Origin of the sequence: Psychrobacillus sp. NPDC058041, from assembly GCF_042885655.1 — a bacterium.
Classification (GTDB): domain Bacteria; phylum Bacillota; class Bacilli; order Bacillales_A; family Planococcaceae; genus Psychrobacillus.
Map to the genome: position 1 here is coordinate 241,101 of NZ_JBHVRO010000005.1, position 16,817 is coordinate 257,917.

Annotated in this window: 19 protein-coding genes, 1 pseudogene and 1 riboswitch; of the genes and pseudogenes, 6 read left to right on the forward strand and 14 right to left on the reverse strand. The window is 35.3% G+C overall.

Annotated features, from left to right (window positions below):
- The first annotated feature begins 94 nt into the window (after positions 1–94).
- Complete coding sequence (locus ACFVR1_RS10425) at positions 95–271, forward strand: hypothetical protein (protein WP_387583822.1); 177 nt, start codon at positions 95–97, stop codon at positions 269–271.
- Positions 272–341: 70 nt separating this feature from the next.
- On the opposite strand, the gene ACFVR1_RS10430 is transcribed toward ACFVR1_RS10425, so the two are convergent.
- From ACFVR1_RS10430 to ACFVR1_RS10440, 3 genes are all read right to left on the reverse strand, one after another.
- A complete protein-coding gene (locus ACFVR1_RS10430; RefSeq protein ID WP_387583824.1) occupies positions 342–656 on the reverse strand; it encodes a DMT family transporter in 315 nt (104 codons plus the stop codon).
- A complete protein-coding gene (locus ACFVR1_RS10435) occupies positions 656–997 on the reverse strand; it encodes a DMT family transporter (RefSeq protein WP_387583826.1) in 342 nt (113 codons plus the stop codon). The genes ACFVR1_RS10430 and ACFVR1_RS10435 overlap by 1 nt, the downstream gene beginning before the upstream one ends.
- Positions 998–1,065: 68 nt before the next feature.
- Positions 1,066–1,163: riboswitch (guanidine-I (ykkC/yxkD leader) on the reverse strand.
- Between the two features lie 84 nt (positions 1,164–1,247).
- A complete protein-coding gene (locus ACFVR1_RS10440; RefSeq protein ID WP_387583827.1) occupies positions 1,248–2,474 on the reverse strand; it encodes an MFS transporter in 1,227 nt (408 codons plus the stop codon).
- A 473-nt stretch (positions 2,475–2,947) separates the two neighbouring features.
- On the opposite strand from ACFVR1_RS10440, the gene ACFVR1_RS10445 reads away from it, so the two are divergent.
- The gene (locus ACFVR1_RS10445) at positions 2,948–3,364 is read left to right on the forward strand and encodes a hypothetical protein (RefSeq protein ID WP_387583829.1); all 417 of its coding nucleotides are present in this window, start codon (positions 2,948–2,950) and stop codon (positions 3,362–3,364) included.
- Between the two features lie 52 nt (positions 3,365–3,416).
- On the opposite strand, the gene ACFVR1_RS10450 is transcribed toward ACFVR1_RS10445, so the two are convergent.
- From ACFVR1_RS10450 to ACFVR1_RS10460, 3 genes are all read right to left on the reverse strand, one after another.
- Complete coding sequence (locus tag ACFVR1_RS10450; protein ID WP_387583831.1) at positions 3,417–4,613, reverse strand: hypothetical protein; 1,197 nt, start codon at positions 4,611–4,613, stop codon at positions 3,417–3,419.
- A gap of 308 nt (positions 4,614–4,921) precedes the next feature.
- Positions 4,922–5,611, reverse strand: a complete 690-nt coding sequence (locus ACFVR1_RS10455; protein ID WP_387583833.1) for a GNAT family N-acetyltransferase — start codon at positions 5,609–5,611, stop codon at positions 4,922–4,924.
- 11 nt (positions 5,612–5,622) lie between these two features.
- Entirely contained in the window at positions 5,623–6,735 is a 1,113-nt protein-coding gene (locus ACFVR1_RS10460; protein ID WP_387583835.1) for a mandelate racemase/muconate lactonizing enzyme family protein, read from the reverse strand.
- A 90-nt stretch (positions 6,736–6,825) separates the two neighbouring features.
- On the opposite strand from ACFVR1_RS10460, the gene ACFVR1_RS10465 reads away from it, so the two are divergent.
- Entirely contained in the window at positions 6,826–8,070 is a 1,245-nt protein-coding gene (locus tag ACFVR1_RS10465; protein ID WP_387583837.1) for a transcriptional regulator, read from the forward strand.
- A 519-nt stretch (positions 8,071–8,589) separates the two neighbouring features.
- Here ACFVR1_RS10465 and ACFVR1_RS10470 read toward each other — a convergent pair.
- From ACFVR1_RS10470 to ACFVR1_RS10485, 4 genes and pseudogenes are all read right to left on the reverse strand, one after another.
- A pseudogene (locus ACFVR1_RS10470) lies at positions 8,590–8,781 on the reverse strand (Na+/H+ antiporter NhaC); the annotation flags it as partial.
- 274 nt (positions 8,782–9,055) lie between these two features.
- Positions 9,056–10,159: an amidohydrolase gene (locus tag ACFVR1_RS10475; RefSeq protein ID WP_387583838.1), complete on the reverse strand. Its 1,104-nt coding sequence runs from the start codon at positions 10,157–10,159 to the stop codon at positions 9,056–9,058.
- Positions 10,160–10,183: 24 nt separating this feature from the next.
- A complete protein-coding gene (locus ACFVR1_RS10480) occupies positions 10,184–10,378 on the reverse strand; it encodes a YwbE family protein (protein WP_387583840.1) in 195 nt (64 codons plus the stop codon).
- Between the two features lie 653 nt (positions 10,379–11,031).
- Complete coding sequence (locus ACFVR1_RS10485; RefSeq protein WP_387583842.1) at positions 11,032–12,612, reverse strand: PhoX family protein; 1,581 nt, start codon at positions 12,610–12,612, stop codon at positions 11,032–11,034.
- Positions 12,613–12,967: 355 nt separating this feature from the next.
- Between ACFVR1_RS10485 and ACFVR1_RS10490 the strand changes: the two genes are divergently transcribed.
- The 3 genes from ACFVR1_RS10490 (at position 12,968) to ACFVR1_RS10500 (ending at position 14,538) form a co-directional block, all read left to right on the forward strand.
- On the forward strand, positions 12,968–13,408 hold the full coding sequence (locus tag ACFVR1_RS10490; RefSeq protein WP_387583843.1) for a peptidylprolyl isomerase: 441 nt from the start codon (positions 12,968–12,970) through the stop codon (positions 13,406–13,408).
- A gap of 118 nt (positions 13,409–13,526) precedes the next feature.
- Positions 13,527–13,850 carry an ArsR/SmtB family transcription factor gene (locus ACFVR1_RS10495; protein WP_387583845.1) on the forward strand — a complete coding sequence of 108 codons (324 nt, stop codon included), beginning with the start codon at positions 13,527–13,529 and terminating at the stop codon, positions 13,848–13,850.
- The gene (locus ACFVR1_RS10500) at positions 13,834–14,538 is read left to right on the forward strand and encodes an SRPBCC domain-containing protein (RefSeq protein WP_387583846.1); all 705 of its coding nucleotides are present in this window, start codon (positions 13,834–13,836) and stop codon (positions 14,536–14,538) included. The genes ACFVR1_RS10495 and ACFVR1_RS10500 overlap by 17 nt, the downstream gene beginning before the upstream one ends.
- 77 nt (positions 14,539–14,615) lie before the next feature.
- Here ACFVR1_RS10500 and ACFVR1_RS10505 read toward each other — a convergent pair whose 3' ends face one another.
- The 4 genes from ACFVR1_RS10505 to ACFVR1_RS10520 form a co-directional block, all read right to left on the reverse strand.
- Positions 14,616–14,849: a hypothetical protein gene (locus tag ACFVR1_RS10505; protein WP_387583848.1), complete on the reverse strand. Its 234-nt coding sequence runs from the start codon at positions 14,847–14,849 to the stop codon at positions 14,616–14,618.
- A complete protein-coding gene (locus ACFVR1_RS10510) occupies positions 14,849–15,169 on the reverse strand; it encodes a YbjQ family protein (RefSeq protein WP_387583849.1) in 321 nt (106 codons plus the stop codon). Before ACFVR1_RS10510 ends, ACFVR1_RS10505 begins: the two co-directional genes overlap by 1 nt.
- A gap of 115 nt (positions 15,170–15,284) precedes the next feature.
- Positions 15,285–16,391, reverse strand: a complete 1,107-nt coding sequence (locus tag ACFVR1_RS10515; RefSeq protein ID WP_387583851.1) for a DUF1648 domain-containing protein — start codon at positions 16,389–16,391, stop codon at positions 15,285–15,287.
- Positions 16,388–16,777 carry a GntR family transcriptional regulator gene (locus ACFVR1_RS10520; protein ID WP_387583852.1) on the reverse strand — a complete coding sequence of 130 codons (390 nt, stop codon included), beginning with the start codon at positions 16,775–16,777 and terminating at the stop codon, positions 16,388–16,390. Before ACFVR1_RS10520 ends, ACFVR1_RS10515 begins: the two co-directional genes overlap by 4 nt.
- Between the last annotated feature and the right edge of the window lie 40 nt (positions 16,778–16,817).

Below are 16,817 nucleotides of genomic sequence, written 5' to 3' on the forward strand. Positions count from 1 at the left end.
CAAATATCAAAAACCATATATAAACATAATTGGGTGATCTAAAACTTTCAGTGATAGGTAAGATACACATAAATACTAGTAAGGAGGAAAACACATGAAACCGATAACTGGTTTATATATAATTATTATTTTAATGAATTTTATTACATTAACAAATATTACACTATTCAACGGGGAATGGAACGGTATTGCAATGTGGCTAAGTACAGGTTTATTTATTGCTGGAACGACATTGTATTTATTAAATCGAAAGCAAAAGGTTACGGAGTGATTACAGAAGAAATCAATGGAGGAAACACCTAGTTAATAAGCTTTCTAACTAGGTGTTTTATTATGTACCCTTAGGAAACCAGTTTTAATCCAATTGCTGCACTTAAAACCATCCCTATAAAGACGATTCGTTTCCAGTCTTTCGATTCACCGTATAAAAGCATCCCTAAAATAGCTCCACCAGATGCCCCGATCCCTGTCCAAATCGCATACGCTGTTCCCATAGGTAGTGTTTTCATTGCATATGCAAGAAATAGAAAACTTCCTCCAAATCCTATAAAAAGTAAAGATAGCGATTGCCAACTACGTTCCTTATGCAATTTGTTAATCATGGTGACACCGAACATTTCAAACACTCCTGCTACAACGAGAGAAATCCATGCCATTATAACTCATCTCCTTCTTGGGCTTTGTCATTTGTAACTAGCTTCAGCCCAACTACACCTGCTAATAATAGTAATATCAATATAATTTTAGTTACTTTAAATGATTCTCCAAACAATAAAATCTCCGAAATGACAGTACCTGCTGTACCCATCCCTACAAAAACTGCATATACAGTTCCTACTGGAAGTTTTCGTCCGGCCATAACCATTAAATAGAAACTGATGATAATAGAAATAACAGTTCCTGACCAAGTCCAGAAATCACTTGCATGTTTTAACCCGATGACCCAAAAAACTTCAAAAAAAGCAGCAATAAAAACTTTTATCCAATCAGTATTCATCTAAATAACTCCCTCTTTCTAATCTTCAAATAAAAACAAAAAAGCCTAAGGGACAACTGTTTAACAGTTTCTCCCAGGCTTTTATCCTTCCGTGACACAGCAAGCTGTGAGTTTTCTCTCGGTCTCGGACCAACTCACTCGTTGCGGAACCCTAGAAAACGTTTAAATATCTAATTAATTTACATTATACAACTTTTAAAGACTTACGCAAGGATAAGAGAATTCATCATGGGGCATAACATATTTTCTTCTATCCCACGAAGATTTTAATATCTTTCTCCTTTAATGCAAAACCCTTTTTCCAAGAAAAGAATACGAAAAGTGAAGCAGTAAATAATAATCCACTAAGTATGATAAAGCAATAAATAATTAGTCCAGTTGATACCATTCCCGTAAAAATAGCGAGCAGTACAATTCTGAAGAGTAGTCCGATTGACCGAAAAAGACTATCAATTCTTCCGATTATTTCATTAGGGATTTGGTCCATCAAGAAAGAATTTCTGGCGACTCTTGCTCCACTATTTCCTATGGCAATAAAGAACATAAGTGATAAGTATACAGGAACATTAGCAAATACAATTAAGGAGATTGCAATCGTGTAAGTAATAACGCAGTATATGATTGTTTTTTCATCCCCAAATTTCCTAGCAATAGTAGGCACTATTATCCCCGCCATTATTGCCCCCATTCCATAAATCATACTTTGAGTGCCATATAAACTTCCAGAAGCTTTTAGCACATCTGTTAAATACACAGGAAATAAGTAATTCGTAATCATTACTCCGATAAATGGCATGATAGAAAAAAATAGAAACAAGAACATAGACGGTCGTTTTAACATATACATTAAACCTTCTGTACCTTTTGACTTAGGGATTTTTTTAATGTTACTAATACTAGTTTGAGTATACGGCAATTTTAAATAAAAGTAGATTGCAGCACCATATGTTAGTGCGTCCAGTAGCAATATGTATTGTATATCCCAAATAGATAATAAAATACTTGCTAAGCCTCCAGCAATTACGCTAGAAAGCTGCCCTTGAACTTCCATTGTTCCATTTAATGATTTGTACTGATCTTTGTTAAAGATTTCTTGATTTAACGCGAACATAGTAGGATAAAAAATGGTGTAATACATACTCCCTATCATGTAAATGAACATATAATGCCAAACTTCATAGGATAATCCCAAAAAACCGATTAATGAAAAAAATAACAACAATACAAAACAAATGATTTCACTCATCAACAGTAATTTCTTTCGAGACATTTTATCAACTAGATTACCGATAAATGGTGTAACGATGAAACTAATAATTGTCATGCATATCGTTACATAACCAAATACCCTATCTCCATTTGCACTTGTCACGAGCATCCATGGTATTGCAATCATAGTTATTCCAGATCCAATAGAGGAAGAAATATTAGCAAAAATAATTAATCGGAAGCGGGAATCATTATATAAACTTTTCATAGTAGTGCACCCCTTAAATCATGAAGAAACTTCATTAATATTCTTATTATTTTTACTATAATAGAAAATTCCTATTCCGAATTCAGTCATAGGTCTTGATAAGAACTCATTCAAATTACTGAAATTCGTGAATACATTATTTAAGGTAGCTAAATAGGTGCAATAAGAAAAAACGCAAGCTCCCTTTAAGTCATCTTGTCTTCACTAATTCCTAAGTGCTTTGGACGAAAAATTTGCTCCTGCGGTAACTTGTCTAAAAAAAATTATTTAACATTAAACGGAACTTTCTAATTATCCATTTAAAAAACCTCTTTGTCTCAAAGCTCCCCAATACCACCTGAAGCTGAAATAATATTTTATCTCTATTGGATAATATAAGTTCGTTAAATTATATTGTTGGATTAATTGTAATGTATAACCAATTTTAACGTCATTTATGTTAATATATAAAAAAGAAAAATAGGGGGGAAATAATGAAAAATAAGAAAACTGTAGGCATCTTAATTTTATTATTATTCGCTATTCTTTTTATAATTTTGCAGTTCACAAAAACTATAGAAGCTAAAGATCTTTTAACGGAAGAATTTTTTTCTGATAAAACGCATATAATTGTCGAAAGAATAATTGATGTTAATTTCGAAGAAATTAATCTTTCAGAAAATCACGAGAAAGAATTAGTTTCACTGTTGGAGAATGCAGAATTGAAAGAGGTTAAAGAACAAAATCGGCCTACGCCTTTGGATGCAGAATATAGAATAGTTTCTAAAGAAGATCAAATTTATATATTTGTTGAAGAAAATGTAATTGTATTTCCTAAAAGAAATAGTAAGGCTTATAAAGTTATAAATAATAATAATTTTATAGAGGAAATTGAAGAAATCTTAAAATAGAAAGAGAGCACTCAAAGTGCTCTCTTTTTCTATTATTGCTCTAAAACTTCCCTTATTTCTTCTTATTAGTAAAATAATTTATATACCCATCTGATACTTGATCGGTTGATCCATACACTTTTTCGATTGCCTTAGTTGTTCTCTCTGAAAGTATTTGAAGTTTATGTTCAGATCTACTGTCAATATATGGTTCATTTATTAATTCTTTTACCATCGTCATAAATTTATCAAAGCCCTGAGTTTTAATTAAGTAATCGGTAAGCAAAAAACCTAAGCCATAAATTTCAGACGTGTTGTTGTAATCCAATTTGTTCAAGTCATCTATCGATAAAAAGACCAAATCCCTATTTGATAGTAACTTCTGCTCCCTATACGGTAAATTATTTAAATTAATTAAAGGTTTACCTGCTGCATCTTTTTCTACTACATGCTGAAGTAAGGTTGCGAAACCCTCTTGAATGTATAGTGATACGTTATCGTTGGAGAAATCAGAAAGCATATTATGGCCTAACTCATGTGCAAGGGTACTGTAGGATGCAGACGGTTCAATCATGAGTTTTAGCGACTCACCTGTCTCATTCCAACCAGTTAGTCCAATCCAAGGTATAGTGGCAGATACTTGTTCCCTAGAATCATAAAGTTTTATCGTTACATCCTTTGGATCCCAACCAAATTCATTATTATATAGATGAACAATATCACTCGCCTCTCTTAACACAGTCAAAGCTTGCTCTTCCATGTCTGAAACATATAACACAGCAATATCCCCTTCAGATATTTTCTTGAAAGGTACATCATCAATTACCCATTTGTTATTTAATTTAACAATTGAGTATATAACTTTATTTTGAGTTCCCTTGTCTTGATATTTCATGTTTACAATTAATTCTATAATCCCTTTATCTGACGACATTAGATTTACTTCTCCAATGTTCACGGAAAAAGTATAGCCTTGTTGCTTTTTAAAAATCGCCTCTTCCATCCATCTCTTTTGCTCTTTATAAAACAGAGAATTTGCATTGTTTTGAAACTCTAGAAATCCTTCTTCATCATTATTATCTATAGCTTCAAGCATTTGAACAAATTGCGCCTTGACCAACTCGCTTTCATCAGTCACTATTTCTTGATTATCAACAGTCTCTCGGTCATCTATTGATTCGAAACTTTCTTCTTCTATTTTGACTGGTTCTGGAGCACATCCATAAAGAATAATTACAAGGAAACCTATTAATTGTATAAATTTTTTCAATATACTACCCCCAGTTTCAACAAATTTGATGCTTCTTTTCGTTCTAATTATTAAGATCGCTTGAAATTAAAGATACAAAGTGTTACTTTTCCCCCTTTCATTACATTGTAAGGATCTACTGGTTCATCTTCTGGGCTGAGTACAACCTCTACTTGTAAATTAATCCCCTCCTATAATAATTTCTTACTTTAAATATAACAGAATTTTCATAATTATTGGTTATTTTTCAGTATATTTAAAATTTAGATGAATTGTATAAAACAAGAAAACACCTAGTGAATTAAAATCTCACTAGGTGTTCTCTTATTTTATAAATACAACCCTTTTTCCTCATACGTTACGTACCAAACATCATCTTTTTGCAAAATGCTCGTTCCGATCCAGCCTTTTTCAAGTAATTGTTGTTGTTTTACAGTATCACCCATATTAATCACCAACACCTCGGTACTGGCTTCACGGTCTTCATGGAGCTTTTTATAAAATACGTAGCGTAACATTTCACCGTATTTCTTTTTCAGTGCACCAATGACCATCCCTTGGCTTAACTTGTCTTTTAAGCTAGCAATGTTAAATGGCGCTACTGTTGCGCATACATGTGTATATGGTGACGCATCTAGAAGCTCCATTACGATATTACCAAGTTTTTTTTGCAAACCAAATCCTCTATATTTTGGATGAACATTCGTAATTTCTTGATAGACAACTTTGTTTAGTTGCTCTGTTTGAAGTCCAATATCATATCCTAGATGATGTTCATCTATTTCCGGTATAGCTAATGCACGGAATGCAATTAACTCTTCCTCCACAAATACGCCAACCATTAGATGATTTGAGATAGATTCTACGTATTCTTCCTTTGTTAAAGGTGATAAGAAATTATTGTTTGCGATCGTTTCTAAAACTATATCCTGAACGCGAAAAATATCATTCACATTATCTATTGTTAGCTCTCGTACAACATATTCTTTTTCACCGAGATTTCCTTTCCATTCCTTCATCTAAACACCTCTTACTTTGTTACTTTCGTAGAAAACTCTGTTAGTTCTTGTAAAATTGTTTCATCTACATCTACACCTAAACCAGAACGTTCATTTAGTTTAATAAAAGGAACGTCATAATGTAAGTTACCAACATCTTTTGAGAATTTAAGTGGCCCAGTTAATTCTACACTAGTAAATGCTTTTTTAGAAAATGCAACATGGAAACCGGCTGCGGATCCAATAGAAGACTCAACCATAGATCCGATTTGACATTCGATTCCTGCCATTTCTGCCATATGTGCAAGCTTCATCGCTGGGTAAATGCCTCCGCACTTCATTAGTTTAATATTTACTTTATGCGCTGCTTTTTTCTCGATCAATTCACGCATATCTCGGAATCCTCTTAATCCTTCGTCCATCATAAGAGGGGTGCTTGTTTTTTCTTTCACTTCCACCATTCCATTAAAATCATCTGCAACAACTGGTTGTTCTAACCAATCTAGTCCAGTATGCTCTAGCTGACGCATTGCTATAATTGTATTTGCACTGTTTTTCCAACCTTGATTTACATCGACACGAATTGCAATATTTTCTCCCACTTTTGCACGTACTGCTTGAATACGTTTTACGTCGTCTTGCACTTCTGTTCCGACTTTCATTTTAAAAGATGAATAGCCTTCTTTTATACGTTTTTCTGCTTCTTCCGCCATCTTTTCAGGTGTTCCGATACTTAAAACATGCGTGATTGGAAATTTTTCATGATAGCGGCCGCCAAGTAATTGGTAAACGGGAACATCTAATTTTTTCCCTACTACATCGTAGCATGCAATATCAATTGCCGCTTTGGCTGCTGGTGCTTGATAAACCGCTTTATCCATTATTTCATGCAATCGTTCAAATTCCATTGGATTTTTTCCGATTAATAGAGGAGCTAATGTATTTTTAAGCATTGCGTATGTACTTTCCCACGTTTCTCCGGTTACATGCTCATCTGCTACAGCTTCCCCGTATCCGACTAGCCCATCCTCTGTTGTTATCTTTACAATAATTGAAGGCATATCTTCGTATGTATGATAGCTAATGATAAATGGTTCTATTAGTGGTAATCTTATTGCATAAATATCAACTTCTTTAATTTTCATTATATTTCCCTACTCTCTTTACAAGTTTTTAATTTCCCGGTATAGTCGTCGTTAAATAGTCGTTTAAAAATTAAAAAAAGAGGTGCACGGATGATTACACGCATTGCCGTCTTAGGACCCAGCAATTTTATCGAGCATTTAAGGCAATTTGAACATGAACTAATTTCTATCCGTTTGGATTATTATATCTATAACATACCCATGGAAGCAATGGATATAGTGTCCAAAATTAAACCCTGCGATGCTGTGTTTTTTTCTGGCTCCCTTCCATATATTTATGCTAAGGAAGCTAGAGAGAAATTACCTGTTCCGTCTCATTATTTAAGGCAAGATGAAACTGCTATTAGTACAACACTTTTGTCCATTTGCTTTTCTGAGTCTATACCTATCCAACAGATTTCTATCGACTTAATCGAACCAAGAAGCGTTAATAGTGTTTTGGAGGATATAGCGCAAATGGAACAACATCCATATATGATGCAAATTGATTCTGGTTTTAATTTGCAGGAAGTCGTTTCTTTCCATTCCAAATTACAAAAAAATGGTGAAACCTCTTTAGCAATAACTAGTATTCACGCAGTTTATCAAGAATTAAAAGAAAAAAATATTTCTGTCATTCGAATGATTGACCCTAAACGGTCCATTTTAAAGGGAATTGAAGAGACGAAATCCATGGCCCTTCTTGCCAAGAGCCAATCCGCTAAAATTGCTGTTGGCTATATACAATTAAACGACAGTGCATCATTGTCAGAAGATCTGTTAAAGAAAATTTTAGGATCTATACAAGCAACTGCCGTGTCAGTAGAAGAGAATTTATATGTGTTATATTCTACACAAGGCGACATACAGGAAGCATTGAAAAGCAATACATTAGAAACATGGTTTGAACTCGCTACTTCACCACTATATATTGCATTTGGATTTGGTAAAACAGTTATAGAGGCAACACAAAATGCTCGTGATGCACTAGCCTATGCAACGGAGAATACTGCTTACTTAATAACTGACCAAAAGGAATTGTTAGGGCCTTATCCAAACAATCAAAAACGAGTAAATCTAAAGACAAATGAACCTAAACTCGCACTGTTAGCGAAAGAAACAACTCTAAGTCCTGCGAATTTATCAAAGGTGATGCAGTTCAGTCGTTTTCATAAATCAACAGAATTTACGGCCTCTGATTTAGAAATCTATTTACAAGTAAGTAGACGTACAACGGAACGAATCTTGAAAAAACTAGTAGATCATGGGTATGCTCGCATTGTCGGTGAAGAAATGACCTACCAACAAGGACGCCCCCGTGCGATTTACGAACTAAATTTCCCGACTTATTTATAAATAAAAAACACATCGCTAAATCTCTAAACTATCAGGCTTTTGAACTTCATAAAAATAGTTCCAACTTTAAATTGGTCTCGACTTTTTCAATCTGGTTGCGAATTCAGTAGATTTGGTCTTGATATGTTTAAAATTGGTTGCGATTTCCACATAATTGGTCTCGATGTGCTATTTAATGTAAAATATTCACCGTCTTTTGCATTTTAAATTTTTTAGAAAACCGCCTTTAAGTGCATCTTGTCCTTTGCATTCACGAGTGCTTTGGACTAAACACCCACTACACTATTACCGTTAAATTTAGAGGAGTTGGAAGTGACTGCTTCACTTCCAACTCCTCTATTTTCGGTTATCTTGTGGCGGATGTTTGTCCGTCGCTCTTTTTGAATGTAAGTGGACATGGTACATTCTTTCCTACTCTTTTAAAGGCGTCCGAAGATACAATTTCGGACGCGGCTTCGCTTCTTTATCAATCGATACTGCCTATTTTTTCTTTATCCACATGCACTATTGAATTTTTGATTAGGCTTCTATTGTTTCTCTCTTTTTAATTTCTACCATTTCTGCTTGTGAAAGTTTTTGAATCGTGAAGCCAGTTAATACATACATAACAGATATAATTGGCACAACGAAGTTTAAAACTGCATATGGAAAGACAAAAGTAAGTGTTCCACCATCTTCTAAAGCTCTTGATAGATTTTTAGATTTAAAACCGAACTACGCTAGTTTAATACCCTTGTACATCATCACATCAATATCATTCCAACTAAACCCAGGCTACCATTGCCGCAACAGAGGATCCAATTATTAATGGAATATGTGGACCTTGATCCAAACCAACTACCGGTACAATCATACTTTCTATCATAAATATTAGAGGTATTATAGCTTAAATTAAGGACATCTCTTTTTTGGCAACTTTTTCGCTTTTATAATTAACGTTTAATAGTCGCTAATAGATTTATGATTTAGGCAAAGTGATTGCTGGTCATTCTTTTTTAGAAATATTTGAAAGCGTTTGAGCTATCACTTTGGCACCAATTAATAGTGAATTGTGATTAAACGTCATGTTTGGGTGATGTAATCCAGGTGCAAGATCCGAACCAATCCCTATCATTGCAGCTTTTACTTCTGGATGTCTAATCGTATAAAAATGAAAATCATCACTTCCAGACGTAATCACTTCTTCTGCGAGATTCTCAGTACCTACGACTTCCACAATCCCTTGTCTTGCGATTGCAGCTGCTTCCATTGAAACCTCTGCTCCTGGTGTGATGTCTTGCCATTCCCACTCAATTTCTATTTCAAATAGATTTTGTAATGCTTCTAAGTCTTTTTCTATTTGGTCTTTCATTTTAAATAATATTTCATTTTTTGCAGCTCTAGCATCGATTGAAAATGTAGCATTACCTGGAATGATATTTGCATTCTCTCCACCTGCTTGTATTTTGGTGAGCTTTGCAGAATAGGATTCAAAAGGCGAAAAGTATAGATTTTTTAAAGTTTGATGAATTGCTACTGTCACATCAATTGCATTTTTACCTTGATGTGGACGTGCCCCGTGCGCATCAATTCCTTTTATTTGACCTTCCAAAAACATTGCAGCTCCGTGATGGATTGCTGGAGATACTTTTCCAAAAGGAAGCTCTTCAATTGGTCGTAAATGTACACCGAATAAGTGAGTTACATCTTCAAGTGCCCCTCTATCAATCATCGAATTAGCACCGTTACCTTTTTCTTCTGCTGGTTGGAATATAAATCGGATACGTTTGTTCAGCTTTTCATTTTTTATTAGTAATAAAGCTCCCAATACCATCGAAATATTGGCATCATGTCCACATGAGTGATTTGCACGAAATACGCCATCAACTTCTTGCCAAAGTGCATCTATATCTGCACGAACTGCAATGACTTCTTCACCCTCTCCGATTTCTGCTAGTAGACCAGTTACATCGTCAAATCGACGATACGGTACTTGAAGCTCATCCAATATTTCAGCGATTTTGTTCGTTGTTTCATATTCTTTCCAACTTATTTCTGGATTTTCATGAAAGTGATTAAACCATTGTAATATTTGCGATTCTACTTGCATTTCACTTACACTCCTTTTCTATAATTATCCAATAATTTCACAAACCCTACCAACTTTTCCATCCGTTAATCGCACTTTTATACCATGTGGATGAAAGGACGAATTCGTTAATAAGTCCTTCACAATACCCTTTGTTTTTTCACCTGTTCGTTGGTCTTTTTTCAATATGATATATACTTCTAGTCCAGGTTTAACATCTTTTCTATTTTGTCCATTCATATGGATTCACCTCTTTTTGTATCGTACCACTTTCATGCTATACTTACACCACTTTGTAAAATATGGTGCAACAATTCTACAAACTCAATAATACCAGCACTTTAATATGTATCGTTATTTTTATCTTTACAATATAAGGTAAGTTAAAGCATATTTTTGGAGTAAACAATGGTGGCGTATGTACAGGAATGTGTAAGTATGATTTGAATAAAATAAAAAAGACCCAATCATGGTTAGAATGGATCTGTTTTCACTGAATGTAGTCAATAATACAAATAACGTTTTGATGATTCTCGTTATGAGATAGTATTTATTGGAATAATTTACGCTATGGCGGACGCTCTTCGTGAGCATAGCTTTGGTCTCCTCGTCACTGCGTTGAAGGCACTGAAAAAGTGTCATTCTAATAATTTGCAAATAAATTATTAATACCTACTTCCCTGATTTAGCGCTCTGGCATTCGCTTTCCGCGGGGCGAGCGACGAGCCTCCTCCTTCGCTTCGTGCGGGGTCTCGTCTGTCTCGCTATTCCCGCAGGAGTCTCATGCTCCTGCGCAAGCTCGTCGCAAATAAGTCTCATGCTCCTGCGCAAGCTCGTCGCAAATAATATTCGCCGCCGCACTAAATCCTCTTTTTCTTTAAAAAAGCCCTTTATTATTGCCTTGTAATTGCAACTACGGATGGCCTTGGAATATTGCCAAATGGCCACTTGCTAGTGGGATTGTTAACATCCACACTCTCTTCACCTGGATGCTGGACAGACATAAAAAGTGTTTCACCATCAGGAGCCAGCCATGTCCCTGTTAATTCCGCCTGTATTGGTGCAGATGCAAATTGCATTGCTTTCCCACGATATGGCCCTTCTGTTGGAATCATATATAATCCGTTGTTACGGAATGGTCTATACGCTCCTTTATTGATCTTATCAGAAGCGATATCAGTGCATACCCACAAATTCCCTGATTGGTCAAACATCAAGTTATCTGGACAAGCAAAACCACTTTGAGGACCTCCAGATGTAAAAATTTCATATCCAAATGAGGTACTCTCATGGTTATTGTCTTCTGGGAACATGCGATATATCTGCCCGTAATAGTTTCCGTGCGCTATGTTATTTGTGAAAGCAATAAAAACTGAACCATCCCGTGGATGAATTTCAATATCCTCTGGACGATCTAGTGGGGTTCCGCCTACGAGCTTTGCGGCATCACGTGTGTTGACCAACACTTCCCCCTGTGTTTTATACTTTTCACTTAATTTAGGTGTTTTATTAAGATCAAGAGGAATCCACTTATTTGCCCCCATATCCGCCACAAATAATGTACCTGTTTCTAGGAGACTACTATTCTGATTCCCTAGTTCTGGCCGATAAATGTCATCACTTACAAATTTATAAATGCACTGATCATTAGTGTCATCACCACTGTAAACAACAATCCGACCTGATTTCCCAAGTGTCATCACTGCATTCTCGTGTGCGAACCTACCGAGCATTGAATGTTTTTTAGGGATTGATTTAGGATCATAAGGGTCAATTTCAACCACCCACCCGTAATGAGTAGGATTTAACGCTGGAACTCCTGGTGTTTCCGACCAATCCTGTACTATCTCCGCATAATTTTCTTCTCCAGAAAAAGCCGTATTCCAAAGTGTTTTTCCTCCCGAACAGTTAGCAAATGTTCCGATGACATGAGTAACCCCATCTACTGCTCCATCCCCTTTAGCGGGACCAGTTAAATTGATTGGCGTATTGGCAGTAATTCTTCGATTATATTGAGAACCTTTAACTATTGACCACTTTCCTTCTATCCCTTTTCGGATGTGAATGACGGATCCGCCAAGGTTGTATTTTTCCTCAGCAATTTGCTGCGGTGTCCTTTTTAGGCCATAAGGTTCTTCCTTGTATCCACTTACGAAAATACTCAGATTTCCAATGTACTCATGATTGACCCATAGGAGTCCTTCATTTGGGTCGCTTCCAAAATAACAGATAAAATCATTATTAAATCCGAATCTTTCACCATTCCCTAAATCCTGCCCCCAAGTCGCTACAATATCGTACTTGTAGCCAATAGGAAGAATAAGCTGATCCAGATTTGAATGTCCGATTGGACTAAACTGTGAGAACCTGGTCCCATAAGGATTTCTTAAACCCTGTTCCATCAAAACGTAAGGATATTGTTCATATATATTTCTAACAAACTGTTGATAATAGGGTTTATAGTAATATGTCAAAACTAAACTCCTTTCTCAAAATACTTATATGTAATCGATTATATATATGAGCAACGCCAAAAATTTATTTCTTAAAACCAAATTCTGATTGGAAAATTGAAGGAATGCTGAATGAGTATCTCGTATCATGAGTCCTTGTTCCGTTAAACGGTCAGTGTATTATTCTCAAAATCAATGTTTTTGGTCATGTACTGAAGGATTATAGGTAAATGTAGTAGTTTCATTTGCTGAAATTTTATCAAGTGGTGGCGTTTTTGGGGCTGCTTCTTCATGAATGTGCATCAACGATCTTTGGAAAATGCCTTAAGTACGTGCTATACTAATGAAGGATTTATTTGAAAAAGGAGTGTTTTAAATGGCGAAAAAAGGATATATTTTAATGGATTCTGGGGATAAAATCGAATTTGATTTATTTCCAAATGAAGCACCAAACACAGTAGCAAACTTTGAAGAATTAGCAAACACAGGATTTTATAACGGCGTAGTTTTCCACCGTGTTATTCCTGGTTTTGTAAGCCAAGGTGGCGACCCAACTGGTACAGGTATGGGGGGAAGCGGCAAAACAATTAAATGTGAAACTGCTGGAAACCCACACAAACACGAAGCGGGTAGCCTTTCAATGGCACACGCTGGTAAAGATACTGGGTCAAGCCAATTCTTCATCGTGCACGAACCACAACCTCACTTAAATGGTGTTCACACTGTTTTTGGTAAAGTAACAAGCGGTCTTGAAGTAGCAAAAGCTATGTCAAACGGCGCTAAAATGGAAAAAGTAGAAGTATTCGACGCAGAATAAAAATAATTAATTGCCGCTTCCTCCAATAAAGGAAGCGGTATTTTTTTCTCTTTACAATTAACAAAATATTAAGTATTATCATCATATAACTAAAAGGTTATATGAGTTGGAGGCTATTATGACGGATATTTATCGGGCAATTGCAGACCCAATACGTAGAAAAATACTAATTTCATTGTCCAATAAAGAATTAACTCAATCCGATATTGTGGCTCTTTTTGCTATCTCTCAACCTGCTATAAAGAAGCATCTTTCCATTTTACTTGAGGAAAACTTGATAGCAGCGAGAAGAGAAGGAAAGTACAGTGTCTATCGTTTGAAGAAAGATGTTTTTAAACTTCATTACCAGAAAGTTCAAGATGAACTTGGCAATATTCTAGAAAATAAATTAGAAAGTCTAAAATACTATTTAGAGGAGGAAAAGAGTGGAGAAAATCATTAATTCAGTGAAGAGAGAAATTTTCATTAAAGCATCGCCCGAGAAAGTTTGGAGTGCTTTGACGATTAGTGAAGAACGAAACAGATGGGAAACGAAGAACTGTGAGCTTGATATTAAAATAGGCGGTAAAATTAGTCTCGATTATGGCTGGGGTGTTAGTTATGTCGGTACAATTATAGAATTGGAAGAAAACCAAAAGTTGGTGCTTCAAGGGGAAGATAGTGATTTAACAATTTGGAAAATAACTCCTCAAGATAAAGGATCATTAGTATGTATAGAATATACGGGTTCTTGGGCAGGTGATATTGGTTTGATGCAAATGGAAAATATGTTATTTGGAACATATCAATTCATGCTTAATTTAAAAAGTGTATTTGAAGACAATATTGATTTACGAGTGAATTTTTGGAAGAGTTGGATTGGCGTCTTGCATCGAACATCAAGATTGGAAGAGGTATCGGGAACAAAAGTCGTGAAAGTGGAACCGAATACACCAGCTGACACTTATATTTTAGTAGGAGATATCATAACTCGTGTAAATGATATCGGTATATTCTCTTATGATGATGCAGAAAAAATCATTTCAGAATTTGGACCAGAAAAAGAAATACGTATTGAAGTAAGTCGTAACGGATCTCCACATACATTCACCTTGAAAACAGTACCTTTTGGGCAAACTAAGCCGTCTTAAACTATACAAGAAAAGCAGCTTCCAAAATCTAAGGAAACTGCTTTTTGTTATGTGGCAAGAAAAGTATCTATTAGTCACTACTTTTCTTTTTTATAAAAACGCTCACCTGTCTTGGAATTATAATATACTCTAGTCTTCTCACCAGTAACAGGGTCCAGATTAACTTCATCTGTTTGCTCAAAACCTTTAGGAACTTCTTTTCCATGATTGCGATTAAATCGTTTGTCATAAATAAAGTATCCAAGCAGAATACAAACGAGAACTGCTATAATTTGTACAATATAGATGCCTATTACAACAAAGATTCCCATTATAGTTTCTCTACAACTACCGCTGTTCCGTAGGCCACAATCTCACTCATATTTTTACCAATCTCACCTGAATCATATCGCATCATGACAATCGCATTGGCATTCATCTGGTTAGCGTTTTTAATCATACGATCCATGGCTTCTTTTCTTGAATCCTCCAGCATCGCGGTATATTGCTTGATTTCTCCGCCAACTAATCCTTTTAAACTTGCCATAATATCCCCGCCAAGGCCTCTACTTCTTACAATTAGACCAAATGCTGGGCCTTTTACTTCAACGATTCTATAACCTTCAATTTTTTCTGTTGTTACCACTAACACATTAATCGCCTCCAGATTTTATTTTAATTTGTTTCTTATAAAATTTTCCCCATTCTTATAGAAAGGTAACAATCATCCGAAGAGGTCAAATATAAACATTATAATTTAACTTAACTTATAAACTAAATGCAATTACTAAAATGATGATAATCGGGACAAATAGAACAATCCAGCTGAGTGGTCGACCATAATTAATTGTCCAACCAACTCCAAATCTTTTTTCAACGAAAATACTTGGATCGTTTTTATTAATGTAAATCAAACCGCCTTTCCAGTACTTATCATCGTCTACTGCAATTTTATCTTCTACACTAGAACTTGTTCCTCCAACTTTCAATCGTGATCCGCTTTGCCCAACCTTCACTGTATAAATACCTACTCCAACAAAGGTTATCACTAAAAAGACAATTGGAAGCGTGAACATAATCCATGGAGATGCAATTTCGGGATGAATCGTCTGTAAATGCAAATAACCCATCAAAAGCGTTGTTATTAACGTGATGAATAATGCAAACCAGCTTGTATATTTACGAAATGCAAGTTGCTGTGCAACGGAAGTTTTTTTATTTGAAGGATTGATCTTAGCTCCAGAAAACTTCATCCCTTCACTCATCATAAGGAACATTACTTGCATCACTAGTAAAATTAGCGGCATCGAAATAACACTGAAATACGTTTTTTCACTAAATGCATCGGGTTGTCCGGAAGGTCCCCAATGTGTAGGAATCATATCCGGCATTTCTGGATATTTCATAAATGTATACACGATAAGACCAATAGTAACAATCATCGGAATGATAAATACGATTCGCGGTACTAAACGAAGCTTTTCTTGAAATTGCAGATCCACTACGCGTACTTCATTTTTTCCTGTTGTCCATCCTTGTTCTGCTTTTAGTTTCTTCACTCGAATATGCATGATGAAATAGTAGCCGATGCTAATAAAAAGAGATGTAAATTGAACTCCTACACTTACAAGAGCTAGTGTTTCTTCATTCGGTTTTTGTGTAATTGCCCAAAATAGATACCCTATTAAAATGACTAGCCCTGTTATCAGAACAATATTCGTATACCTTTTTTTCAAATGAACGATAGCTTTTTCCTTTGTATACTGTTCTGGTACATATACGCCAAAAACTTCAGTTTGCTTCAAAAATTTTGGTGTAAAAGCTTGTAGTACGGTAATAAATAAAAGAATAAATCCAAATAAGAAAATAATCATTTTTCCCCCTCCTTAATGTTTCGAATGAGCTCATGAACCATTTCTACCATTTCTTCTTCGGAAAGCTTTAATACTAGCCCCTCTGCTAGTAGTGGTCTTATTTGATCTGCTATTTGTTGTTTTTGGTTGGCAGATGCTTTAGATATTCCACTTGGTTGTATAATAACGCCGGATTTTGCGACAATTTGTATGAACTCTTTTTCCTCTAGATAATGATATGCTTTATTCACCGTATGCATATTCATCCCAAGATCTGCTGCAAATGCTCTAACAGATGGTAAAGAGTCCCCAGGCTTTAATTCTCCTCTTACCATTCCTTCAATTAATTGCTGAGCAAGTTGTAAATAGATTGGCACAGTGGAATTAGTTTGTATTTCAATAAACATGACACTACCTCCTACTTACGTTTGTTCTACCAATAGTATA